A 21918-nucleotide genomic window follows, 5' to 3' on the forward strand; every position below is an offset into this window, starting at 1 on the left:
ACCAGATCGAATGCCCGAAAACGGTGACAAAAGCGTGAGTGCCGAAGGCCTTGCCGCAGCCGCCAGCAAGGCGTCGAAGGGCGGCCTGCCCCCGGTGCATCTGTGGAACCCGCCCTATTGCGGCGAGATGGACATGCAGATCCGCGCGGATGGCAGCTGGTGGCACGAAGGCACGCCCATCGGCCGTCCCGCACTGGTGCGGCTGTTCGCATCCATCCTGAAACGAGAGGATGGCCGCTTCTTCCTTGTCACCCCGGTCGAGAAGGTCGGCATCACCGTCGAGGACGCCCCCTTCATCGCCGTCGATGCCGAGATTGCGCCCGACCGGATCGAGTTCACGACCAATCTGGGCGACAGCGTCGTGGCCGATGCGGAACACGCGATCATCCTGCGGGGCGATGCGCAGAACCCGCGCCCCTATGTGCATGTCCGCCGGGGCCTCGAGGCGCTGATCGACCGCAAGACGTTCTATCGCCTCGCTGCCGCGGCCGAACCCGGACCCGGGGGCCGGCTGGGGCTGAAATCCGGCGGCGCCTTCTTCGCGCTGGAGCCCTGATGCCGCGTTTTGCCGCGAACCTAACGATGCTGTTCACGGAACTGCCGCTGACCGAGCGTTTCGCCGCCGCCGCCGAGGCCGGGTTCGCGGGGGTCGAGATCCTGTTCCCCTATGACACGGCCACGCCCGAACTGAAGCGGGCCTGCAAGGCGGCCGGGCTGGACTTCGTGCTGATCAATGCCCCGCCCCCGAACTGGGCCGGGGGCGCGCGCGGGTTCGCGGCAATACCGGGCCTGCAGGAACGGTTCCAGCGCGATTTCGAACGCAGCCTGCGGGTGGCGCAGGTTCTGGGCGCGCGGCATATCCATCTGATGGCCGGCAAGGCCCAGGGCGACGAGGCGATGGAGACCTATGTCGCGAACCTTGCCTGGGCCGCGAAACGCGCGCCCCATGCCAGCCTGACGATCGAACCGCTGAACGCGACCGACAGGCCGGGCTATTTCCTCGACGGCTTCGACATGGCGGTCGAGGTGATCGATCGGGTCGGCGCACCGAACCTTGGGCTGCAATTCGACACCTATCACGCGCAGTCCATCACGGGGGATGCGCTGGCGACATGGGCACGGGTCAAGTCCCATGTCCGGCATGTTCAGGTGGCAGCGCATCCCGGCCGGTCCGAGCCGGATGGCGGGGATCTGGATCATTCCGAATTCTTCGCCGCACTGGACGAGGACGGATATCGCGGCTGGGTCGGTGCGGAATACATCCCCTTGCGCACCACGCATGTCGGGCTTGCATGGCTGCAACATGCCCTGCGAAAAGGCACCCTGCCCGCCTGATCCGCGCTATTTCGGGAACCCCGCACGCGGTCGCGTCGTTGCGCCATCAGATGTCAACATGCCGCCAAGCGCGGCGGACCCGAAGCGCCAACAGGAGCCAAGCTTATGAATTCCATCGTCTATATCGTCGGTCTTGTCGTGATCGTTCTGTTCATCCTGTCGTTCCTGGGTCTGCGCTGATCCGAAGCCGCCAGCAATCTGGAACCTTCATCGGGCGCCATTGCGGCGCCCGTTGGCATTTGTGACGCTTTGCCGAACACGCGACGGCATTTCATTTGCGTACTGGTAATGGGGTCTCTTATCGGCTAGGGCCAGCCGCGAAGCGCAAGGAAGGCCCCTTATGGATATCCGCAATATCGCAATCATCGCCCACGTCGACCATGGCAAGACCACGCTGGTCGACCAGCTGTTGAAGCAATCGGGGTCGTTCCGCGAGAACCAGGCCGTGGCGGAACGCGCCATGGACAGCAACGACATCGAACGCGAACGCGGGATCACCATCCTTGCCAAGGCCACCTCGGTCGAATGGAAGGGCACGCGGATCAACATCGTCGACACGCCGGGCCACGCCGATTTCGGCGGCGAGGTCGAGCGCATCCTGTCGATGGTCGATGGCGTCTGCCTGCTGGTCGATGCCGCCGAAGGCCCGATGCCCCAGACGAAGTTCGTGACCTCGAAGGCGCTGGCGCTCGGCCTTCGTCCGATCGTCGTGCTGAACAAGGTCGACAAGCCCGCCGCCGAACCCGAAGAGGCGCTGAACGACGTGTTCGACCTGTTCGCGAACCTTGGCGCCAACGACGAACAGCTGGACTTCCCCCATCTCTATGCCTCGGGCATCGGTGGCTGGTGCGACGAGGGGCTGGACGGCCCGCGTCAGGACATGTCCGCGCTGTTCGACCTGATCCTGAAGCATGTCGAGCCGCCGAAGCAGATCGCCAAGGCCGACGAACCCTTCCAGATGCTGGCCACCACGCTTGGCGCCGACAACTTCCTCGGCCGTCTGCTGACGGGCCGGGTCGAGGCCGGTCGCGCCAAGGCGGGCGACACGGTCAAGGCGCTGTCGCGCGACGGCCAGCGGATCGAACAGTTCCGCATCAGCAAGGTCCTGGCCTTCCGCGGCCTGCTGCAGCAGCCGATCGAGGAAGCCGTCGCCGGCGACATCGTGACGCTGGCCGGCATGGCCAAGGCCACCGTGGCCGACACGATCTGCGCCCCCGAGATCGAGACCCCGATCCCCTCGCAGCCGATCGATCCCCCCACCATCAGCGTGACCTTCGGCATCAACGACAGCCCCCTGGCCGGTCGTGACGGCAGCAAGGTCCAGTCGCGCGTCATCCGCGAACGCCTGATGAAGGAGGCGGAATCGAACGTCGCCATCAAGATCGAGGACACCCCCGGCGGCGAGGCCTTCGTGGTCTCGGGCCGCGGCGAACTGCAGATGGGCGTCCTGATCGAGAACATGCGCCGCGAGGGCTTCGAGCTGTCGATCAGCCGCCCGCGCGTCATCTTCGGCGAAGAGAACGGCCAGCGGACCGAACCGGTCGAGGAAGTCATCATCGATGTCGATGACGACTATACCGGCGTGGTCATCGAGAAGCTGACCGGCGACCGCAAGGGCGAGATGGTCGACATGCGCCCCGCAGGCGTCGGCAAGACCCGCATCGTGGCCCATGTCCCCTCGCGCGGGCTGATCGGCTATCACGGCGAATTCATGACCGACACGCGCGGCAACGGCGTGCTGAACCGCATCTTCCACGGATGGACCCCCTACAAGGGTCACATCCAGGGCCGCCGTCAGGGCGTCTTGATCAGCATGGAGGACGGCGTCTCCGTCGCCTATGCGCTGTGGAACCTGGAAGATCGCGGCAAGATGTTCATCGGCTCGCAAGAGCAGGTGTATCAGGGCATGATCATCGGCGAGCACAGCCGTGACAACGACCTGGAAGTGAACCCGCTCAAGGGCAAGAAGCTGACCAACGTCCGCGCCTCGGGCACGGACGAGGCTGTCCGCCTGACGCCGCCCGTCCGCCTGTCGCTGGAAGAGGCCATCGCCTATATCAACGACGACGAGCTGGTCGAGGTCACGCCCAAGAACATCCGTCTGCGCAAGCGCTTCCTCGACCCGCACGAGCGCAAGCGCCAGTCGCGCGCCGACAACTGATTTCGGAATGGACGGGCCCGGAGATTTCCGGGCCTCGTCTTTTCAGACGGTTGTCGTTTTAGACAGATCGCAATTCGACTATCTGAAACTATAATCCATATTGGCCGTTCGGTGAGAGTGGCGGGTGAGACCGCTTCGGATGTTTCAACTGGGGGTTGAAATCGTCGCCGTGTCGCTCAGATAGTGAAGAAGACGTTGTTTGCCAGTTCCACTGATTTCGATGATCCCCACCAGCAGCCGGGTCTTGTGGCAATGAACATACTGAACAGCACCAAATCGTCGATGGGCCTGCACGAGCAGGCGATCAACGTCACGCTGGAGCTTATGGACGACATGCACAGCGCCACGCCGAGCGTCTCCGAGGTGGCACGCGCCATCGGGATGCCCGAGGAACGGTTGCGATCCATGTTCCCCGACGATCAGCACCTTCTGATCGCGGTCGTCGAACAGGCACTGGTGCTGTTGATCGACAGCTGCACCCGCTCGGTCGTCAAGGTGGACCCGAACGATCCCGTCGCGCAGTTCACCGCGATCGGGGACGCCTATCTCGAATGGGCCGACCGCAATCGCGGGCAGTTCCGCCTGATGTCCGACGAACGCCTGATGACCGTCCTGCACGAACCGAAGCTGCGGCGTTACCTGAATTCGCTGGTGGCGCTGATGAAGCGACTGCTGAAGCGCGCCCTGGACAACGGACAGCTGCACCCCAAGGAGAATATCGAGCAGATGGTCCTGTCGTCGCGCTGCTTCGCCTATGGCACGGCGCGGATGATCGTGGACGGACGGATGGGGGAATGGGCCCCCGGCGCGGACCCCATGGTGACCGCCAAGCAGTTGATCCGCGATTTCGTGCGTCGCATGGCCCGCAGCAGCCTTCCCCAGCACGCGTGACGGAATAGCCCCTTTCGGTCACGGGGGGCATGCGGTATCGGTCGTTCAAACTGAATGGACGAAGGCGAAGCCGTGACCGATTACATCATCAAGGATATCGCGCTGGCCGATTACGGCCGCAAGGAACTGGACATCGCGGAAACCGAGATGCCCGGCCTGATGGCGCTGCGCGCCGAATATGGCGAAGCGAAGCCGCTGGCGGGCGCGCGGATCGTAGGCAGCCTGCACATGACGATCCAGACCGCCGTGCTGATCGAGACGCTGGTCGACCTGGGCGCGGATGTCCGTTGGGCATCGTGCAACATCTACTCGACCCAGGATCATGCCGCCGCGGCCATCGCCGCCAGCGGCGTGCCGGTCTTCGCGATCAAGGGTCAGACGCTGGCCGAACACTGGGATTACCTGGACCGTTCGTTCCAGTTCGAGGAAGGCCCGAACCTGATCCTCGATGATGGCGGCGATGCGACGATGTATGTCCTTCTGGGCGCACGCGCCGAAGCGGGCGAGGACATCATCCCGGTCCCCGAATCCGAGGAGGAAGAGGTCGTCAAGGCGCAGATCCGCAAGCGCATGGCGCAATCGCCCGGCTGGTTCACCAAGACCCGCGACCAGATCCTGGGCGTGTCCGAGGAAACGACGACCGGCGTGCATCGCCTCTATGATCTGCAGAAGAACGGCCAGCTGCCCTTCCCCGCGATCAATGTGAACGACAGCGTCACCAAGTCGAAATTCGACAACAAGTACGGTTGCAAGGAATCGCTGGTCGACGGCATCCGTCGCGCGACCGACGTGATGATGGCCGGCAAGGTCGCCGTCGTCTGCGGTTACGGCGATGTCGGCAAGGGCAGCGCTGCCAGCCTTCAGGGCGCCGGCGCCCGTGTGAAGGTGACCGAGGTCGATCCGATCTGCGCGCTCCAGGCCGCCATGGACGGGTTCGAGGTCGTGACCCTGGAAGAGGTCGCGGGTACCGCCGACATCTTCGTCACCACCACGGGCAACCGCGATGTCATCCGCCTCGAGCATATGCGCGAGATGAAGGACATGGCGATCGTCGGCAATATCGGCCATTTCGACAACGAGATCCAGGTGGCCAGCCTGCGCAACCACAAATGGACCAACGTCAAGGACCAGGTGGACATGATCGAGATGCCCTCGGGCAATCGCATCATCCTGCTGAGCCAAGGCCGCCTGCTGAACCTGGGCAACGCCACCGGGCACCCGTCCTTCGTGATGTCCGCCAGCTTCACCAACCAGGTGCTGGCCCAGATCGAGCTGTGGACCAAGGGCGACGACTACAAGCCCGGCGTCTACATCCTGCCCAAGCATCTGGACGAGAAGGTCGCGATGCTGCACCTGGAAAAGGTCGGCGCGAAACTGTCCAAGCTGTCGAAGGAACAGGCCGACTATATCGGCGTTACGCCCGAAGGCCCGTTCAAATCAGATCATTACCGGTACTGACGCATATGACCGAATATTCGCTCTTCACCTCGGAATCCGTGTCCGAGGGCCATCCCGACAAGATCGCCGACCAGATCAGCGACGCCATCCTCGACGCCATCCTGGCCGAGGATGCGCGTGCCCGCGTCGCCTGCGAAACCATGGTCAAGACCGGGGTGGCGATCATCTCGGGCGAGATCACGACCAGCGCATGGGTCGACCTGGAATCGATCGTGCGCGGCGTCATCAACGATATCGGCTATACCAGCAGCGAGGTCGGCTTCGACGGTGCGACCTGCTCGGTCATCAACATCATCGGCAAGCAATCCCCCGAGATCAATATCGGCGTGGACCGCGAAAGCCTGGAAGAACAGGGCGCGGGCGACCAGGGCCTGATGTTCGGCTATGCCTCGGACGAGACCGACGTTCTGATGCCCGCGCCCATCACCTATGCCCACCGGCTGGTGGAACGTCAGTCCAAGGTCCGTCGCGATGGCACGCTGGACTGGCTGCGCCCCGATGCGAAGTCGCAGGTCACGCTGCGCTATGGCGCGGATGGCCGCCCCGAGGGGATCGATGCGGTCGTGCTGTCCACCCAGCACAATCCCGACATCGCCCTGAACGACCTGCGCGAGGCCGTGATCGAGGAGATCATCAAGCCGGTGCTGCCGTCGGAATGGCTGTCGGCGGACACGAAATACTTCATCAACCCGACGGGCAAGTTCGTCATCGGCGGTCCGGTGGGCGATTGCGGCCTGACGGGTCGCAAGATCATTGTCGACAGTTATGGTGGCATGGCCCGTCACGGCGGCGGCGCGTTCTCGGGCAAGGATCCGTCCAAGGTGGATCGCAGCGCGGCCTATGCGGGACGTTGGGTTGCCAAGAACATCGTCGCGGCAGGACTTGCCAGCCGGTGCGAGATCCAGGTCAGCTATGCCATCGGCGTGGCCGAACCGACCTCGATCAGCCTGAACTGCTTTGGCACGGAAACCGTTTCGGCCGACAAGATCGTTGCCGCCGTGCGCGAGGTGTTCGACCTGCGGCCCTTCGCGATCATCCGTGAACTGGACCTGCTGCACCCGATCTATCGCCCCACGGCCAGCTATGGCCATTTCGGGCGCGATCCTTATGCGCTGGCAGGCGGCACCGCGTTCAGCTGGGAACGCACCGACAAGGCCGAGGCGCTGCGCGCCGCGATCACCTGACGATCGGCAAGGCCGCCCCTTCGGGCGGCCTTTGCATTTCAGCCATACAGCTTCTTCGCGCGCTCTTCGAAGGCGCGAACGATCCGCGACATCGCCTCGCCGAAGACCACGCCGATAAGGCGCTGCAGGATCATGTTCTTGAATTCGAAATCGACGAAGAAATCGACGTGGCAGCCGCCATCGGGCCTGTCGGTGAATACCCAGCCGCTGCGCATGTATTTGAACGGACCGTCCAGATATTCGGTGTCGATCTTCAGCTGGCCGTCCTGGTTGCGGGGCCACAGCACGACGCGGCTGCCGAAGCGTTCGCGAAAGACCTTGAAGCTGATCACCAGATCGGCCGCGATCTCGGTCGCGCCATCGGGGCGTTCATTGCGCGACCGGATGCGGGCCGCGCTGTTCCAAGGCAGAAACTCGGGATAGCTTTCGATGTCGGCCACGAGGTCGAACATCTGCTGGGCGGTATAGGGGAGGTTACGGCTGTCTTCGGTATGCGGCACGGGCAAGGCTCTTGAGTTTCAACGCGGGCTCTGGTTCGGTTCGTCCCGAGGGACTTAGCAGGCGGACGTGGCGATGAACAACATGATCTGGCTGATCCGTGCCGCAAGATGGGCGCGCAGACCCCCAAGCGCGAAGATGGTCAAGCTGGTCTTCGGGATCATCGCAGCCGGGCTGCTGCTGCTGGCGCTGGAAAAGATGGGCCTGTGGCCCGATTGGGCCACGATGGACACCAGGCGCCCCCGCGTTCCGCGCTGATCAGCGGCGGGCCCTGACCCGGACCGGTTCACGGCGCGGCAGGCCCAGATGGGCGGTGATGCCGAAGGCGGTAAGCAGGCCGAAAAGGCCGAGGATCGTCGTCATGTCGTTCTCCTGTTCCCTTCGTCAGACTTGGTCACGGTTCGCTGACTGCAAATGTGTCACATTGCCCCATCTCGCCCGACCGGAAGCCCCGGATGAACCAGTCCTGGCGCTGTGCCGCCGTTCCGTGGGTAAAACTGTCGGGCATCGGTGTGGTTCCCGCGCTGGCCTGGATCACGTCGTCGCCGACCGCATGGGCCGCGCCCAGGGCTTCGTCGATATCGCCTTCCTCCAGCGTCCCGAAGCGGTCCTGCGCCCGGCGTGCCCAGATCCCGGCATAGCAGTCGGCCTGCAGCTCGGCCCGGACCGAGATCTCGTTCGCGCGGGTTTCGGATTGCTGCTGACGGGCACGGTTCACCGCGCCCAGCACGCCGGTCAGGTTCTGCACATGGTGCCCGACCTCGTGCGCAACGACATAGGCTGCGGCGAAATCGCCCCCGGCGCCCATGCGTTCGGCCATCATGTCGAAGAAATCCGTATCCAGATAGATCTTCTGATCGCCCGGGCAATAGAACGGCCCCATGGCCGAGGACGCGCCCCCGCAGGCCGACTGGACCGCCCCGCGGAACAGCACCAGCGAAGGATCCACATATTGGCGCTGCGCCTGCGCGGGCAGCGTGTCGGCCCAGATCTCCTCGGTATCGGCCAGGACCACCGAAACGAACTGCCCCCATTCCTCGTCGCGCTGCGACAGCGGTGCGCTGCTGCCCTGGCTGCCGCCGTTCAGAAGCGGGCTGACATCGATGTTGAAGAAATAGCCGATCGCCAGCACGATCAGCACGCCCCCCGCCCCGAGCCCGCCGATCCTTGCGCCGCCCGAACTGCGCCTGTCCTCGATATTGCCGCTTCCGCGGCGTCCGCGCCATTTCATCGACCACCCCTGCATCTGCCGATCGTTCGCCACCATCACAGCCTTGCGACATACGTGCAAGATGCTTGACCTGAGCGGCCTCAATCTGGATGCAGGACGCAAAAGTTACGAGGGACGTTTTCATGCTGCGCAGGCTTTACGACTGGACCATGGGGCTTGCGGGCCACAAGAACGCGGATACCGCGCTTTTCGCGGTCAGCTTCATCGAAAGCTCGATCTTTCCGATCCCGCCCGACGTGCTGATGATCCCCATGGTGCTGGCGCGCCGCGCACGGGCCTGGGTGATCGCGGCAATCGCCACCTGCGGATCGGTCGCGGGCGCGCTGCTGGGCTACTGGATCGGGGCGCTGCTGATGGACAGCGTTGGCCAATGGGTGCTGACGCTTTACGGCAAGCAGCACGCCTATGACACGCTGGCCGCGCAATTCGCGGCGCATGGGGGCTGGGCGGTCCTGTTCGCGGCGCTGACGCCCTTCCCGTTCAAGGTGATCACCATCTTCTCGGGGGCGGTCGGCTTCTCGTTGCCGCTGTTCATCCTGACATCGGTCCTGGGGCGCGCGGGGCGGTTCTTCATCGTGGCGGGGCTTCTCTATCGCTTCGGGCCGCCGATCCGCGATTTCATCGAACGCAGGCTGGGCCTCGTCTTCACCATCTTCATGATCTGCCTGATCGGCGGGTTCGCAGCACTGAGGTTCATGTGACCGGATATCGTCTTTCCCTGTTCGCCGCCGCCGGTTCGGCCTTCCTTCTGATCGCGGCGCTGACCTTCCAGGCCGCAGGCTATGCCCCGTGCGAGCTGTGCATCCTGCAGCGCTGGCCCCATCTGGCGGCCATCGTCATCGGCGGGCTGGTCTGGCTGACCGGCCGCGTCCGGGCGCTGGCGATCCTTGGCATGATCGCCGCAGGCGCCGCGATGGGCTTCGCGATCTTCCATGTCGGGGTGGAAATGCAGCTGTGGGACGGCCCGCAGCACTGTTCGGGCGGCGTGGGCGATTTTGCCCGCATGTCCACGCAGGATTTGATGGCACGCCTGCAGGACGCCCCCGTCACCCGCTGCGACGAGGTCGCCTGGAGCATGTTCGGTGTGTCCATGGCCGGCTGGAACGCCGTCTTCTCGGCCGGGCTGGCCGCGATCTGGGCAATGGCCGCGGTCAGGGCGGGTCGGGGGCGCTGAGAAGCCCCTGATTCCGCACGCGCGATTGCCCCGCGCCGCGTGCTCGGCTATACGGTAACTCGACTAGATCTTGAGGAAGACCCGTGGCCGACACCCCAGAAGACGATCTGCCCGAAACCCCTGAGAATGGCGAGGAAGGCGGGACCGAGACCCGCCTCGTGATGCATCACGACGGCCCCATGATCGACATCTCGTCCGAGATGCGCACGTCCTATCTGGACTATGCGATGTCGGTCATCGTCAGCCGCGCGATCCCGGATCTGCGCGACGGCCTGAAGCCGGTGCATCGCCGCATCCTCTATGCGATGAACGAGACCGGCAACACCGCCGACAAGGCCTATCGCAAGTCGGCCCGTCCCGTGGGCGACGTGATGGGCAAATACCACCCCCATGGCGACAGCGCGATCTATGACGCGCTGGTGCGGATGGCGCAGGACTTCTCGATGTCGCTGCCGCTGCTGGACGGCCAGGGGAACTTCGGTTCGATGGATGGCGATCCCCCCGCCGCCATGCGTTACACCGAGGTTCGCATGGACAAGCCTGCGAACTTCCTGCTGATGGATATCGACAAGGAAACCGTCGATTTCCAGGACAATTACGACGGCAAGGACCGCGAGCCAACGGTGCTGCCGGCGCGTTTCCCGAACATGCTGGTCAACGGCGCCGGCGGCATCGCGGTCGGCATGGCCACGAACATCCCGCCCCACAACCTGGGCGAGGTGATCGACGCCACGTTGGAGCTGATCGAGAACCCGGATCTGCCGACCGAACGCATCCTCGAACTGATCCCCGGCCCCGATTTTCCGACGGGCGGTCTGATCCTCGGGCGTTCGGGGTCGCGCAAGGCCTATCTCGAAGGGCGCGGCAGCGTCATCATCCGCGCCCGGCACCATATCGAGGAACCGCGCAAGGACCGCTACACCATCGTCCTGGACGAGATCCCCTACCAGGTGAACAAGGCCAGCCTGATCGAGAAGATCGCCGAGCTTGCCAAGGAGAAGAAGGTCGAGGGCATCGCCTCGGTGCAGGACGAATCCGACCGCACCGGCATCCGCGTGGCCATCGACCTGAAGCGCGACGCCACGCCCGACGTGGTGCTGAACCAGCTGTTCCGCTTCACGCAGATGCAGACCAGCTTCGGCTGCAACATGCTGGCGCTGAACGGCGGACGCCCCGAACAGCTGAAGCTGCGCGATTTCCTGACCCACTTCATCAGCTTCCGCGAGGAAGTCGTCGCCCGCCGCACGGCCTATGAACTGCGCCGCGCACGCGAACGCAGCCATGTGCTCTGCGGTCTGGCGGTCGCGGTCAGCAATGTCGACGAGGTCGTGGCCACCATCCGCAGCAGCGCCGACGCCGCCGCGGCGCGCCAGCGTCTGATGGAGCGTCGCTGGCCGGCGCATGACATCGTCGAATACCTGCGCCTGATCGACGATCCGCTGCACCCGGTGAACGACGACGGCACCTACAACCTGTCCGAGACGCAGGCCCGCGCCATCCTGGAGCTGCGCCTGCAGCGCCTGACCCAGCTGGGCGTCAAGGAGGTCACGGACGAGCTGCAATCGCTGGCCGAGGCGATCCGCGAATTCCTGGCGATCCTTGCCTCGCGCGACCGGATCATGGGCATCATCAGCGACGAGCTGCGCGAGGTGAAGGACCTCTTTGCCGTTCCGCGCCGCACCGAGATCACCGAGTGGTCCGGCGACATGATGGACGAGGACCTGATCGAGCGCGAGGACATGGTCGTCACCATCACCTCGGGCGGGTATATAAAGCGCACCGCGCTGGCCGAATTCCGTGCGCAGCGCCGGGGCGGCAAGGGCCTGTCCAGCATGGCCACTAAGGAGGACGACGTCGTCACGACGCTGTTCGTGGCCAATACCCACACGGAACTGCTGTTCTTCACGACCGACGGCATGGTCTATCGCATGAAGACCTGGCGCCTGCCGATCGGCGGACGCACCTCTCGTGGGAAGGCCATCGTCAACATCCTGCCGATCGACGGCGGCGTCAGCATCGCGGCGCTGATGCCCGTGGACGCCCCCGAGACCGAGTGGGAGAATTATCAGACGATCTTCGCCACCTCGCAGGGGGATGTTCGCCGGAACGCCCTGTCCGATTTCACCAACGTGAAGTCGAACGGCAAGATCGCCATGAAGCTGCCCGAGGGCGTCAGCCTGATCGGCGTCCGCATGGCGACCGAGGATGACGACGTGATGCTGATGACCGCCGCAGGGCGCGCCATTCGCTTCCCCACCACCGCCGTCCGCGTCTTCAAGGGCCGCGACAGCACCGGGGTCCGCGGCATCCGCCTGGCCGAGGGCGACGAGGTCGTCAGCATGTCGGTCATCCGCCACTTCGAGGCCGAGCCTTCGGAACGCGTGGCCTATCTGAAGATGCGCCGCGCGGTCGCGGGTGCGCTGGATGACGGCGCCGAGCCCGACGAGGACGAGGAAGCCGCGCCCGAGGGCCAGATCAGCCAGGAACGCTATGCCGAGATGTCGGCGGCCGAGGACATGATCCTGACCATCACCGCCAAGGGTGCGGGCAAGATCAGCAGCAGCCACGACTATCCTGTCCGGGGCCGCGGCGGTCAGGGCGTGATGGGGATGGACAAGGCCATGCGCGGCGGCGCGCTGGTGGCCAGCTTCCCCGTCGACCCCGACGACCAGATCATGCTGGCCACCTCGACCGGGCAATCCATCCGGGTTCCGGTGGACGGGATCAGTTTCCGGTCGCGCAGCGCCGGCGGCGTGCGGGTCTTCAACACGGCGCAGGGCGAATATGTCGTTTCTGTCGCAAGGGTTGCCGAACAGGGCGTCAACGAAACCCTGACCGAGACATCCGAGGACTGACAACCTTGCCCGATCCCGCCCGCCGGGATCGGGTTTTTCAATGAATGAGGACCGTATTGGATCATTCTAACGAAACCGTCCTGCGCGAACGCCTGCAGACGGGTTTTCTTGGCCTCATCGCCTTTTCGCTGCTGCTGATCATGCTGGTGCAGGCGCGGTTCATCCTGATCTCGCTGGCCATCGCCATCATCCTCTTCTCGCTGACATCGGATGCGATCCACGCAATTTCGACCCGGTTGAAGGTCGCGAAATGGCTGGCCACGACACTGGCGCTGATCGGGATCGCGCTTGGGCTTTTGTGGGTATCGACCACGATCGTCGCCCAGGTGAACGAGATCGTCTATATCGCCATCACCTATGCCGAACAGGCGCAGGCCGCCCTGCCCGCCCTGACCGAACGCCTCGGGCCCGAGGCGCAGGAACGGATCATGACGGCGCTGACGAATTTCAACATCACCGGCTGGATCAGGTCGCTTGCCGGCCAGGCCTCGGGCATCCTGTCGGGCAGCGTCCTCGTGATCCTGTTCGTGGGTTTCATGTTCGCCGAACAGGTGTGGTTCCCCGTCAAGATGGAGCGTCTGACGGGCGACGCGGAACGGGCCGTGCAGGCACGCCGCATCATCGCCTCGATCATGCATCGGGTGAACCGCTATCTGGTCGTCAAGACGGGCGTAAGCGCGGTGACCGCCGGCATCGTCTGGCTGATCTTCCGCACCGTCGGGCTGGAACTGGCGACGGCGGTCGCGATCCTGACCTTCATCCTGAACTTCGTCCCGTCCGTGGGGTCCATCGTGGCCACCGTCATCGCGATCATCCTGGCCTTCGTGCTGTCAGGGGACACCACGATCACGCTGGCCATCGCCATCCTGTGTTCCGCCACGCAATTCCTGATCGGGAACGTGCTGGACCCGATGCTGCTGGGTCAGACGCTGCGCCTGTCCAGCTTCGGCATCATCCTGTCGCTGGCCTTCTGGGGTGCGGTCTGGGGCGTGCCGGGCATGTTCCTTGCGGTGCCGATCATGGTCGCGCTGATGATCGTCTGCGCCCATATCCCCTGGCTACGATCGGTCGCGGTGCTTCTGTCGCGCGAAGGGCTGCCGGACGATGGCAGCGGGGACGAGGAACAGACCCTCGCCAAGGCATGAAAAAGGGCGCCCGATCAGGGCGCCCTTTCTTCTTTCCGGACGGGATCAGCGGCCGTCGCCGTCCATGTCGTCGCTGTCGGGCAGCGACCGGGCGGTTTCCGACAAGGCCTCGCTCTTGACGGGGCCGGTCGGTGCCGGCGCGGCATCTTCGCCCTTCAGGGCTTCGGGATTGCGCAGCCAGATGTCGCGCTGCGCGAAGGGGATCTCGATCCCTTCCTCGGAGAAGCGCCGCACCACCTCGTGCAGCAGGTCCGAGGTGACGCCCAGTCCGGTCCCCACATCCGCCAGGATCGCGCGGATCTCGAAGTCGAGGGAATCCGCACCCAGACCGCGGAACAGGATCGAAGGGGCCGGGTCGATGCTGATCAGCGGGTGATCCTCGACCACCTCGCGCAGGATGGCCTCGACCTTGCGGGTGTCGGTGCCATAGGCCACGCCCACCGGCACGATGATGCGACCGACCTTGTTGTGGCGGGTCCAGTTCGTGACCGGCTGGCTGATCAGATCACTGTTCGGGACGATCACCTCGGTCTTGTCGAAGGTCTCGACCTGGGTCGACCGGACCGAAATGCGCTTGACGATGCCCTGCTGGCCGCCCGCGCTGATCCAGTCGCCCACGCTGACCGGACGCTCGATCAGCAGGATGATGCCCGACACGAAGTTCGACACGATGTTCTGCAGACCGAAACCGATACCGACCGACAGTGCACCTGCGACGATGGCAAGCGAGCTGAGGTCGATCCCGGCCGAGGTGATGGCCAGGATGGCGGCCAGTACGATCCCGACATAGCCGAGACCCGACACGAGCGCGTTCTGCCCCCCCGGATCCAGCTTGGTCTTCGGCAGGATCGAGTTGCGGAACGCCCCCTGCACGCCGCGCGTGATGAAGTAACCGATCAGGAAGACGATCAGGAAGGTCAGGATCGATCCGGGCGACAGCGTGATCCCGCCAAGCGAAATCCCCTCGCGGAAGGCGACCCAGTATTCGGCCAGCTCGTCGACCGACGCTCCCCAGATCACGAGGAACAGCGGGATCGACATGATCACCAGCGCGAAGCCGATCAGCAGCGGGGCCAGGCCGTCGCGCGCACCTTCGGCACCACGCTGCAGCATATTGAACAGATCCGCGATGAAATCCTGCAGCAGGATCAGCAGCGCGATCAGCGCCAGCGAATAGAGCCACGGCCAGACCATCAGGTTGCCGAAATTCACGAAGCCCGCGGCGACGGCGATCACCGCCAGCGGCGCCACGATCCGCGTCAGCGTCCCGGCCCATGCCACGATATAGTGGCGATAGGTCAGATCCTGTGCGCCCGCGTCGCGCGGAATGCGGCGCAGGATGTTGCCCAGGCGGAACATCACCAGCGCGGTGATGGTGACCAGCACCAGGTGCCAGACGCCCGCCCCGCTGTCCGAGAATTCGACGGGAACGCGATCCACCTGAACCTCGCCCTGCTCGTAGAGCCCCGAAAGGGGCAGCACGGCGCGCGACAGGATGTATTGCAGCGCCATCAGCGCGGCCAGGGCGTTGACCCAACGGCCTGCGCGGTGGCGCGCCTTCTCGGTCATCTGCAACGACGTATAGGCGATGGCTTGGCGCGGGAACATCGCGCGCGACAGCCAGATGCCCCCGAACAGGATCACCGCGGCCACCGGCAGCGCGTTCAGGAAGGGCGTCGTCCAGTCGCCCGGCAGGCCGGTGGCCTGAATCGCGCTGATCCCCAGATAGACGCCCAGCATCGGCAAGGCGATCTGCCCGAGCGAGACGACGAAGGCCAGCACGGCCCGCGAATAGGTCGTGGCGCGTGCAGACAGCCGCGACGGCAGGCTGCCGATCCAGTTCCGCCCAAGGGTCAGCAGCAGGACCGCCCCGAACAGGTACAACAGCACCTCGGCCAGGTTCGGACGCACGCTCTCCCACAGCCCGTCGGTCGAGTTGGCACCCGAAACCTCGTTGCCGACGCCTTCGATCAGATCCAGCCCGTCGGTCGCGGCCTTGCCCCAGCTTGCGGGCAGAAGGGGCGACGGCGACTGCTTGGTCAGCTCCAGCGCGGCACGCTGGCGCGTGATCTCGTCGATGCGGGCGATCATCGCGCTGGCGCGGCTTGCGGCCTCGTTCGCGGCGATGCGCGGGGCCTGGGCCTCGGACAGCTGCTCCTCGAGCTGGCTGCGGCGTTCGGCGACGCTGGCATCCTCGGTCTCGCCCTCGGCGGGGGCCTCGCCCAGGGTGTCGATCTGGTTCTGGATCATCGAGATCTGGTCGCCGTTCACGTCCTCGGCGGCCAGCAGCGTGTCGCGCCAATCGACCAGTTCGGCACGCAGCGTCGCCAGATCGGCATTCGTCGCCTGCGGATTGCGGACCACCTCTTCGGCGGCCTGGGCGGTTTCGTTCCACTGGTCGTAATCCGGCAGTTGCTGTGCATATGCCGGGACGACGCAGACAGTCATGATGGCCAGTAGGATGGTGGCCAAGAAATGTCGCATGTCTTGCTTCAGCCTTCGAATACTTCGGGAAGATCGGGGGCGCCCTTTTCCAGCCACTCGGGGACCGGCAGCTCCTTGGCGCGCAGGAATTCGGGGTTGAACAGCTTCGTCTGGTAACGCGTGCCGTAATCGCAAAGGATGGTGACGATGGTATGGCCCGGACCCATCTCGCGGGCCATGCGGATCGCGCCCGCGACATTGATGCCGGACGATCCGCCAAGGCACAGCCCCTCGTCCTTCAGCAGGTCGAAGACCACGGGCAGCGCCTCGTCATCGGGGATGCGCCAACTGTAATCGGGGGTGAACCCTTCGAGATTGGCGGTGATCCGCCCCTGCCCGATACCTTCGGTGATCGAGCTGCCGGGGCTCGCGAATTCGCCGGTGGTATAGAAGGAATGGAGGGCCGCACCCTCGGGGTCCGCCAGGCCGATCTTGACGCCCTTGGGCTGCAGCGCCTCGGCCACGCCGGCCAGCGTTCCGCCGGACCCCACCGCGCAGATGAAGCCGTCGACCTTGCCCGCGGTCTGTTCCCAGATCTCGGGGCCGGTCGTTTCCACATGGGCCATGCGGTTGGCGGTATTGTCGAACTGGTTCGCCCAGATCGCGCCATTCGGTTCGGTCTTGGCCAGCTCCTCGGCCAGGCGGCCAGAATAGCGGACATAGTTGTTCGGGTTCTTGTAAGGCGCTGCCGGAACCTCGACCAGGGTGGCCCCCGCCAGGCGAAGCATGTCCTTCTTCTCCTGGCTCTGGGTTTCGGGGATGACGATCACGCTGCGGAACCCCATCGAGGCACCGACCAGCGCAAGGCCGATCCCGGTATTGCCGGCGGTGCCTTCGACGATGGTGCCGCCGGGGCGCAGCTGCCCCCGCGCGATCGCATCCTTGATGATGAACAGCGCGGCGCGATCCTTGACGGACTGGCCGGGATTCATGAACTCGGCCTTGCCGAGGATTTCGCAGCCGGTTTCCTCGCTGGCACGCCGAAGGCGGATCAACGGGGTGTTGCCGATCGCCTCGGCAAGGTCAGAGCAGATACGCATGGCGGTACAGCATCCCTTCGTGATTGTTCGACATTTCGTTCCTAAACATGCGCGGCACGAAGGGGCAAGGTCGCCGCCGGCCATTGGCCGAACGGTTCAGCCCCCCTGCAGTTCCCGCCTGATGCGTTCCACGCGCGCATCCAGCCACAAGGACAGGGTCGTCAGCGGGCCGTTGCTGATCTGGCCCTGATCGACCATCGCGCTGAGTTGACCGCGCGGCATCAGGTGGCCGCGGATATCCTCGGACTCGGTTTCCAGCCCATGAACGCCGGTGACGTCATCATGCAGATCCGCGATGCCCACATATTGATAGAGATACTCGCAAACGGCCCCCGGGCTGGGATAGTAGCTGAATGCCGGGATCAGCCGCGTGACCTCCAGCGCCGCTTCCTCCTGCGCCTCGCGCAGGATCGCGGCCTCGACCGTCTCGCCGCCATCGACGCGTCCGGCGATGGGCTCCAGCAGCCAGGGCTGCGGATCGCCGCGCAGCGCCGGGGCAAAGCGGAACTGCTCGATCACCAGCACGCGGTCGCGGACGGGATCCCAGGGCAGCATCACGACCGCATCCCCCATCAGGAAGGCTTCGCGCGTCATGGGGCCGGTTTCGCCGCCGTCATGCCGGCGATGCGTGATCCGGCGACGCTCGGCCACGAAGAAGCCGGTGAAGGGCTGATGCCGTTCCAGCGTGGTGAAACCACCGTCGCCGCGCAGGGGCACGACGCCCTGCCCCGAGGGTTCGGAGGCCATCCCCCGGTTTCGGCTGCCCGCCCAGATCGCCATCATCGGCAGCCGCCAGCGCAGCGTGTGGATATCGACCGTGGGCGGGGCATCAATGATCTGCTGCGCGATTCCGGCAGGAAGCTGCGGGTCCTGCGGCACTTCCGACGGATCGTCGGCGGTGGTTCCGGCAATGCCGATGACCTGCCTGCCATCGTGGTCGTGAACCTGCAGCCCCATCACGCGGGCATAGCGCCAGAACGCATCGTTCGGCGTCACCTCCATGCCCGGCATCCGGCCCGTCGCGGCATTCACATGCGGCCAGCCATCCGCATCGATACCCGCCTGCCCCCGATCGACCAACCGTCCCGCCATCGTGACGGGATCGCCGGACAGGCCGAAGACCTCCATCATCTTCGGATGCGCAAGGATGCCCAGGAATGTCAGTGTCAAAGCTCTCTCCCGCCGCGGCGCAGGGCAGCGGCAAGGCCCATGCGGTACGAGGTCTGCGCGAACAGCTTGTCGAAACCGCCGAACATCGCGTTGGCCAATGCCTGCCCCCGGTCAGATGTCGCGAAGCCGGCATAGCCTTCCATCTCCTCGTCGGTGACGGGGGAATAGGCGATCATGAAGAAGCCTTCCAACCAGGCGGCGGCATCCGCCTCGATCTGCGGCTGCTGTTCCCACGCCTCGGCCAGCATCTGCGACTGATCGGGCGGCATGTCGTAACCCCCACCCTCGGCAAAGCCCTGCGAGAAGGCGACCGTCGCGTTCAGTCCGCTTTCGACATTGGGCGTGATCAGATCGGCGTCCCGAATGATCCGCCGGATGATCGCGGACCTTTCGCCGCCCCGGGTCAGGTCGCGCATGAAGGCCTCGCGGCCCTGATCCTCGACGCCCTCCGTCAGCATGGCCCGTCGCGCGGATGCCTCAAGGTCGAGGAACCGCTGCCCGAGGGGTGATCGGTAGAAGCCCAGGCCCGCGCGCACCAGTCCCGGGTCCAGTCGCGCGACCGCCTCGGCCACGCCCTCGCGAAAGGTGACGCGCAGCGTTTCGGGGTCGTGGATGCGCCGCACGACATCCGGCCAGGGCTGCCCCGTCCCGACGATCACGCCGCTCTCCTCAAGCTTGCGGGCCTCGGACACGGCCTCGTCGGCGATGATGTCGATCATCGCATCCATCCGCATCACCTCCCACAGCTCTTCGGTCAGGTCCTGTTGGACCAACCGGATCGCGGGCGGCGCGGGCGCCGGTTCGGCCGGTGCGGCGCCGGGCAGCAACGCCGCAAGCACGAGAAGTCTGAGCATCCACAATGCCTTTCAGCAGAAAATTCATCGGCGCAGCTTTTTTTCGTCGAAACCCCCTTGCGCTTCAACCCCCCTAACTTTAAACGCCGCTTCACCACACCAGAAAGCGCGGAGAGGTGCCGGAGTGGTCGAACGGGGCGGTCTCGAAAACCGTTGAGCCTTCACGGGTTCCGTGGGTTCGAATCCCACCCTCTCCGCCAATTTACCATTTCAGTACCATAGAAAAACCTAGCAATTGCAATGCAATGCTCGTTGGGGCTGATGATACTCGCCTCTTATGCTAGGAATTTGGTGCACATTATGGTTCACAATCCGGTACACACATACGCGATTTTTTGGGTTCGCTGATCTTCTCTGAGTGATTGCGCACAGCTTTCTGGGGCCATACTTGCAGCTCGGCTGACCTGCCCCTCTTGGGTCCCTCGGTCATAACGAAGGTCTGCCGGGTTCGCATCAAGCCGGATTTCCTCGTGCAGCAGGCCCGCGCCTTCGGATGGCCGATAGCCGGTATTTATCATCCCCAGCAGGATCAGCCGCGCATCCGTGTTCATGCCCTTGAGTGCCCCCGGTGCGAGCAGCTTCGACCTGATCCATTCTGTTGAGAACGGCGGACGAACATCATCCTTTTCCTTGTCCGACCGCAGCATCACACCGTCGGTGCTGTAGCTCAAGGCGATCCCGCGCGCCCGCGCGACACGCTTCCAACTCCCCAGCAGGTGCGTGAAATCCTTGTTCGCGGTGTCGGCCAGCGGCTTGTCGCCGATCACGCTGATGAAGTTTTGCGTGGCGCGGATGCGAGGGCTGCGCCAACGCCTGATCCGGTCGTTGTTCTTGCCCCTCATATCCTCGGCAGCCACTTCCCTGAAGGCTTCCCAGGCGTCACTTGCTCGCAGTTCTGGCCGCGGTACCAAGCCCAGCATGGCGTCGGCCTCTGCGTTGTCGATCCGCCGCGCGCCATCCTTCACCGTCTCTACCCTTCTCAAAATATCCTCGATGGGCAGCTTGGCAACTTCGGGCGCGCTCATGTAGCGCACGCTGCGTAACTTCGCGAGGCGGCGCGCTGCCTCGAAACGGTCAATTGCGTGCTGACGTATCCAGCTTCTTTGGCCTCCCACGCTTGTATCATCTGCCCCCAGACCTGCGAGGCGCGCTCCTAGGCGACCGTTCGGCTGTCCGTGCGCAGGCTGACAAGCACAATCGTGCGCTTCTCGACCTTTGCAAAGCGGCGCGGCACCCGTTTGCGGATATGCCAAATGTTGTCGCGCAGGATGATGGTGATCGGCTTCATCTTGGTATTAGACTACGACCAACGCAGATTGTAAAATCGCATTGCGCGAACTGCTAAGCGAACTGTAGGGGCCGCGAGAAGCCAGAAATAGTGCCGAAAAATGGTGCACATTATGGTTCACAAATTGGTTCACGGCAGTCAATTTTTTCTAACGTTTACAGTGCAAATCTGCGAAGTCAGGATAACACCCTCCGCCACTTTCCTTCAAGGAAACAAGTGGCTCCCCCGCACAGCATCATTCACCGTAGCCTCGGGTGAGGACGGCGTCCACATGGACCAGCGCATCCTGCAACGCGCCGCGCCAGAAGGGCCAGTCGTGACCGCCACGTGTGACAGTGAAGTCATGTACCACGCCTGCATCGCGCAGGGCGACATGCAGGTCTGCAGCGCCTTCAAAGAAGGGATCGTCCGCGCCGATATCGATCCAGATCCGTGGAATGCGGCCCAGTCTGGCGGTATCTGCCCCTGCCGTCAGGGTCGATGGGCGCAGGGCCTCCCAGATGTCATTCATCCGCGCGGGGCCGGTCAGCCCCGCACCCAGCACGCCTTCGTATCGCGCGGCATAGCCCTCATCCGAAAGTGCCAGCAGCTGCGCATCGGTTCGGAACGCGGGGCTGAGCGCCGCGACACCCGCAAACATCGTCGGCTCGTGCAACTGATAGACGATGCCCGCCACTGCACCCATCGAAATGCCCAAGACCGCCCGCCCGTCGCCGCTGCCGATGGTCGGATACTTCTGCTCGATCGCGGGAATAAATTCTGTCAGGAACATCGTGCGCCAGAGCGTTTCCCCATTTGCATCATCGAGGAAATAGGTTGCGACCACGTTCGCTTCGTCGCGCCGACCATCCGGGGCCACGGCGATCAGTGGGCGTATCTGACCGTCGGCGATCATCCGGTCCAGCATCTGATCGATCCCCGCCAGCGTGAACCAGTCCGAAGGCTGCCCCGTCCCCCCGCCATGCAGAAGATACAGCACCGGGTAATCGCGCCTGTCCCGGCCGTATCCCGGCGGCAGATAGACCGAATAGCCGACCGGGCGGCCCAGCACCTCGCTGCCGATCGCGTTCTGCATGCGGACCTCGGCCCGAAGCGGCGAGGCCAGGATGGCGAAAGTGGCAAGGGTGCCGATCAGGGAAGCCGGTTTCAT

At 64.5% G+C, this 21918-nt stretch carries 20 protein-coding genes and 1 tRNA gene; 12 read left to right on the forward strand and 9 right to left on the reverse strand.

From position 1 onward, the window contains the following. Nucleotides 1-10 precede the first annotated feature (10 nt). The 6 genes from KO490_RS14350 (at nt 11) to metK (ending at nt 7029) form a co-directional block, all read left to right on the forward strand. Nucleotides 11-556, forward strand: a complete 546-nt coding sequence (locus KO490_RS14350) for a DUF1285 domain-containing protein (protein WP_216020071.1) — start codon at nt 11-13, stop codon at nt 554-556. Beyond that, the gene (locus KO490_RS14355) at nt 556-1335 is read left to right on the forward strand and encodes a hydroxypyruvate isomerase family protein (RefSeq protein WP_216020072.1); all 780 of its coding nucleotides are present in this window, start codon (nt 556-558) and stop codon (nt 1333-1335) included. The genes KO490_RS14350 and KO490_RS14355 overlap by 1 nt, the downstream gene beginning before the upstream one ends. A gap of 340 nt (nt 1336-1675) precedes the next feature. Then, on the forward strand, nt 1676-3496 hold the full coding sequence (typA, locus tag KO490_RS14360; RefSeq protein ID WP_216020073.1) for a translational GTPase TypA: 1821 nt from the start codon (nt 1676-1678) through the stop codon (nt 3494-3496). Between the two features lie 252 nt (nt 3497-3748). After that, complete coding sequence (locus KO490_RS14365; RefSeq protein WP_216020074.1) at nt 3749-4387, forward strand: TetR-like C-terminal domain-containing protein; 639 nt, start codon at nt 3749-3751, stop codon at nt 4385-4387. 54 nt (nt 4388-4441) lie between these two features. After that, nucleotides 4442-5845 carry an adenosylhomocysteinase gene (gene ahcY / locus KO490_RS14370; RefSeq protein WP_216020075.1) on the forward strand — a complete coding sequence of 468 codons (1404 nt, stop codon included), beginning with the start codon at nt 4442-4444 and terminating at the stop codon, nt 5843-5845. Nucleotides 5846-5850: 5 nt separating this feature from the next. Further along, nucleotides 5851-7029: a methionine adenosyltransferase gene (metK, locus tag KO490_RS14375; RefSeq protein WP_216020076.1), complete on the forward strand. Its 1179-nt coding sequence runs from the start codon at nt 5851-5853 to the stop codon at nt 7027-7029. A 38-nt stretch (nt 7030-7067) separates the two neighbouring features. Here the strand turns inward: metK and KO490_RS14380 are convergent, their stop codons facing one another. Beyond that, nucleotides 7068-7529: a type II toxin-antitoxin system RatA family toxin gene (locus tag KO490_RS14380; RefSeq protein ID WP_216020077.1), complete on the reverse strand. Its 462-nt coding sequence runs from the start codon at nt 7527-7529 to the stop codon at nt 7068-7070. Between the two features lie 73 nt (nt 7530-7602). Here KO490_RS14380 and KO490_RS14385 point away from each other — a divergent pair, with 73 nt between their 5' ends. Then, entirely contained in the window at nt 7603-7785 is a 183-nt protein-coding gene (locus tag KO490_RS14385; protein ID WP_216020078.1) for a hypothetical protein, read from the forward strand. A 136-nt stretch (nt 7786-7921) separates the two neighbouring features. Here KO490_RS14385 and KO490_RS14390 read toward each other — a convergent pair whose 3' ends face one another. After that, nucleotides 7922-8794 carry a neutral zinc metallopeptidase gene (locus tag KO490_RS14390; RefSeq protein ID WP_371822361.1) on the reverse strand — a complete coding sequence of 291 codons (873 nt, stop codon included), beginning with the start codon at nt 8792-8794 and terminating at the stop codon, nt 7922-7924. Nucleotides 8795-8880: 86 nt separating this feature from the next. Between KO490_RS14390 and KO490_RS14395 the strand changes: the two genes are divergently transcribed. The 4 genes from KO490_RS14395 (at nt 8881) to KO490_RS14410 (ending at nt 13932) form a co-directional block, all read left to right on the forward strand. Then, nucleotides 8881-9459: a YqaA family protein gene (locus tag KO490_RS14395; protein ID WP_216020079.1), complete on the forward strand. Its 579-nt coding sequence runs from the start codon at nt 8881-8883 to the stop codon at nt 9457-9459. Then, entirely contained in the window at nt 9456-9932 is a 477-nt protein-coding gene (locus KO490_RS14400) for a disulfide bond formation protein B (RefSeq protein WP_216020080.1), read from the forward strand. Before KO490_RS14395 ends, KO490_RS14400 begins: the two co-directional genes overlap by 4 nt. 161 nt (nt 9933-10093) lie before the next feature. Continuing rightward, nucleotides 10094-12787: a DNA gyrase subunit A gene (gene gyrA / locus KO490_RS14405; RefSeq protein WP_216020182.1), complete on the forward strand. Its 2694-nt coding sequence runs from the start codon at nt 10094-10096 to the stop codon at nt 12785-12787. 56 nt (nt 12788-12843) lie between these two features. Continuing rightward, complete coding sequence (locus KO490_RS14410) at nt 12844-13932, forward strand: AI-2E family transporter (protein WP_252727187.1); 1089 nt, start codon at nt 12844-12846, stop codon at nt 13930-13932. Between the two features lie 45 nt (nt 13933-13977). On the opposite strand, the gene KO490_RS14415 is transcribed toward KO490_RS14410, so the two are convergent. The 4 genes from KO490_RS14415 to KO490_RS14430 all read right to left on the reverse strand — a co-directional run bounded on the left by KO490_RS14415 (nt 13978) and on the right by KO490_RS14430 (nt 19480). Next, nucleotides 13978-16416 carry a DUF3772 domain-containing protein gene (locus tag KO490_RS14415; RefSeq protein ID WP_216020082.1) on the reverse strand — a complete coding sequence of 813 codons (2439 nt, stop codon included), beginning with the start codon at nt 16414-16416 and terminating at the stop codon, nt 13978-13980. An 8-nt stretch (nt 16417-16424) separates the two neighbouring features. Further along, on the reverse strand, nt 16425-17456 hold the full coding sequence (locus KO490_RS14420) for a cysteine synthase A (RefSeq protein WP_216020083.1): 1032 nt from the start codon (nt 17454-17456) through the stop codon (nt 16425-16427). 96 nt (nt 17457-17552) lie between these two features. Then, nucleotides 17553-18626 carry an NUDIX domain-containing protein gene (locus KO490_RS14425; RefSeq protein ID WP_252727188.1) on the reverse strand — a complete coding sequence of 358 codons (1074 nt, stop codon included), beginning with the start codon at nt 18624-18626 and terminating at the stop codon, nt 17553-17555. After that, nucleotides 18623-19480 (reverse strand): DUF2059 domain-containing protein, encoded by an 858-nt coding sequence (locus tag KO490_RS14430; RefSeq protein WP_216020084.1) that lies wholly within the window; start codon nt 19478-19480, stop codon nt 18623-18625. The genes KO490_RS14425 and KO490_RS14430 overlap by 4 nt, the downstream gene beginning before the upstream one ends. A gap of 110 nt (nt 19481-19590) precedes the next feature. Between KO490_RS14430 and KO490_RS14435 the strand changes: the two genes are divergently transcribed. Then, nucleotides 19591-19680 (forward strand) — tRNA-Ser (locus tag KO490_RS14435). Nucleotides 19681-19785: 105 nt separating this feature from the next. Here KO490_RS14435 and KO490_RS14440 read toward each other — a convergent pair. The 3 genes from KO490_RS14440 to KO490_RS14450 form a co-directional block, all read right to left on the reverse strand. Further along, nucleotides 19786-20505: a hypothetical protein gene (locus KO490_RS14440; protein WP_216020085.1), complete on the reverse strand. Its 720-nt coding sequence runs from the start codon at nt 20503-20505 to the stop codon at nt 19786-19788. A gap of 128 nt (nt 20506-20633) precedes the next feature. Beyond that, complete coding sequence (locus tag KO490_RS14445; RefSeq protein ID WP_216020086.1) at nt 20634-20768, reverse strand: DUF6538 domain-containing protein; 135 nt, start codon at nt 20766-20768, stop codon at nt 20634-20636. 235 nt (nt 20769-21003) lie between these two features. After that, complete coding sequence (locus KO490_RS14450; RefSeq protein WP_216020087.1) at nt 21004-21918, reverse strand: esterase family protein; 915 nt, start codon at nt 21916-21918, stop codon at nt 21004-21006.

The sequence above is a fragment of the Paracoccus sp. C2R09 genome (assembly GCF_018860625.1).
GTDB lineage: Bacteria > Pseudomonadota > Alphaproteobacteria > Rhodobacterales > Rhodobacteraceae > Paracoccus.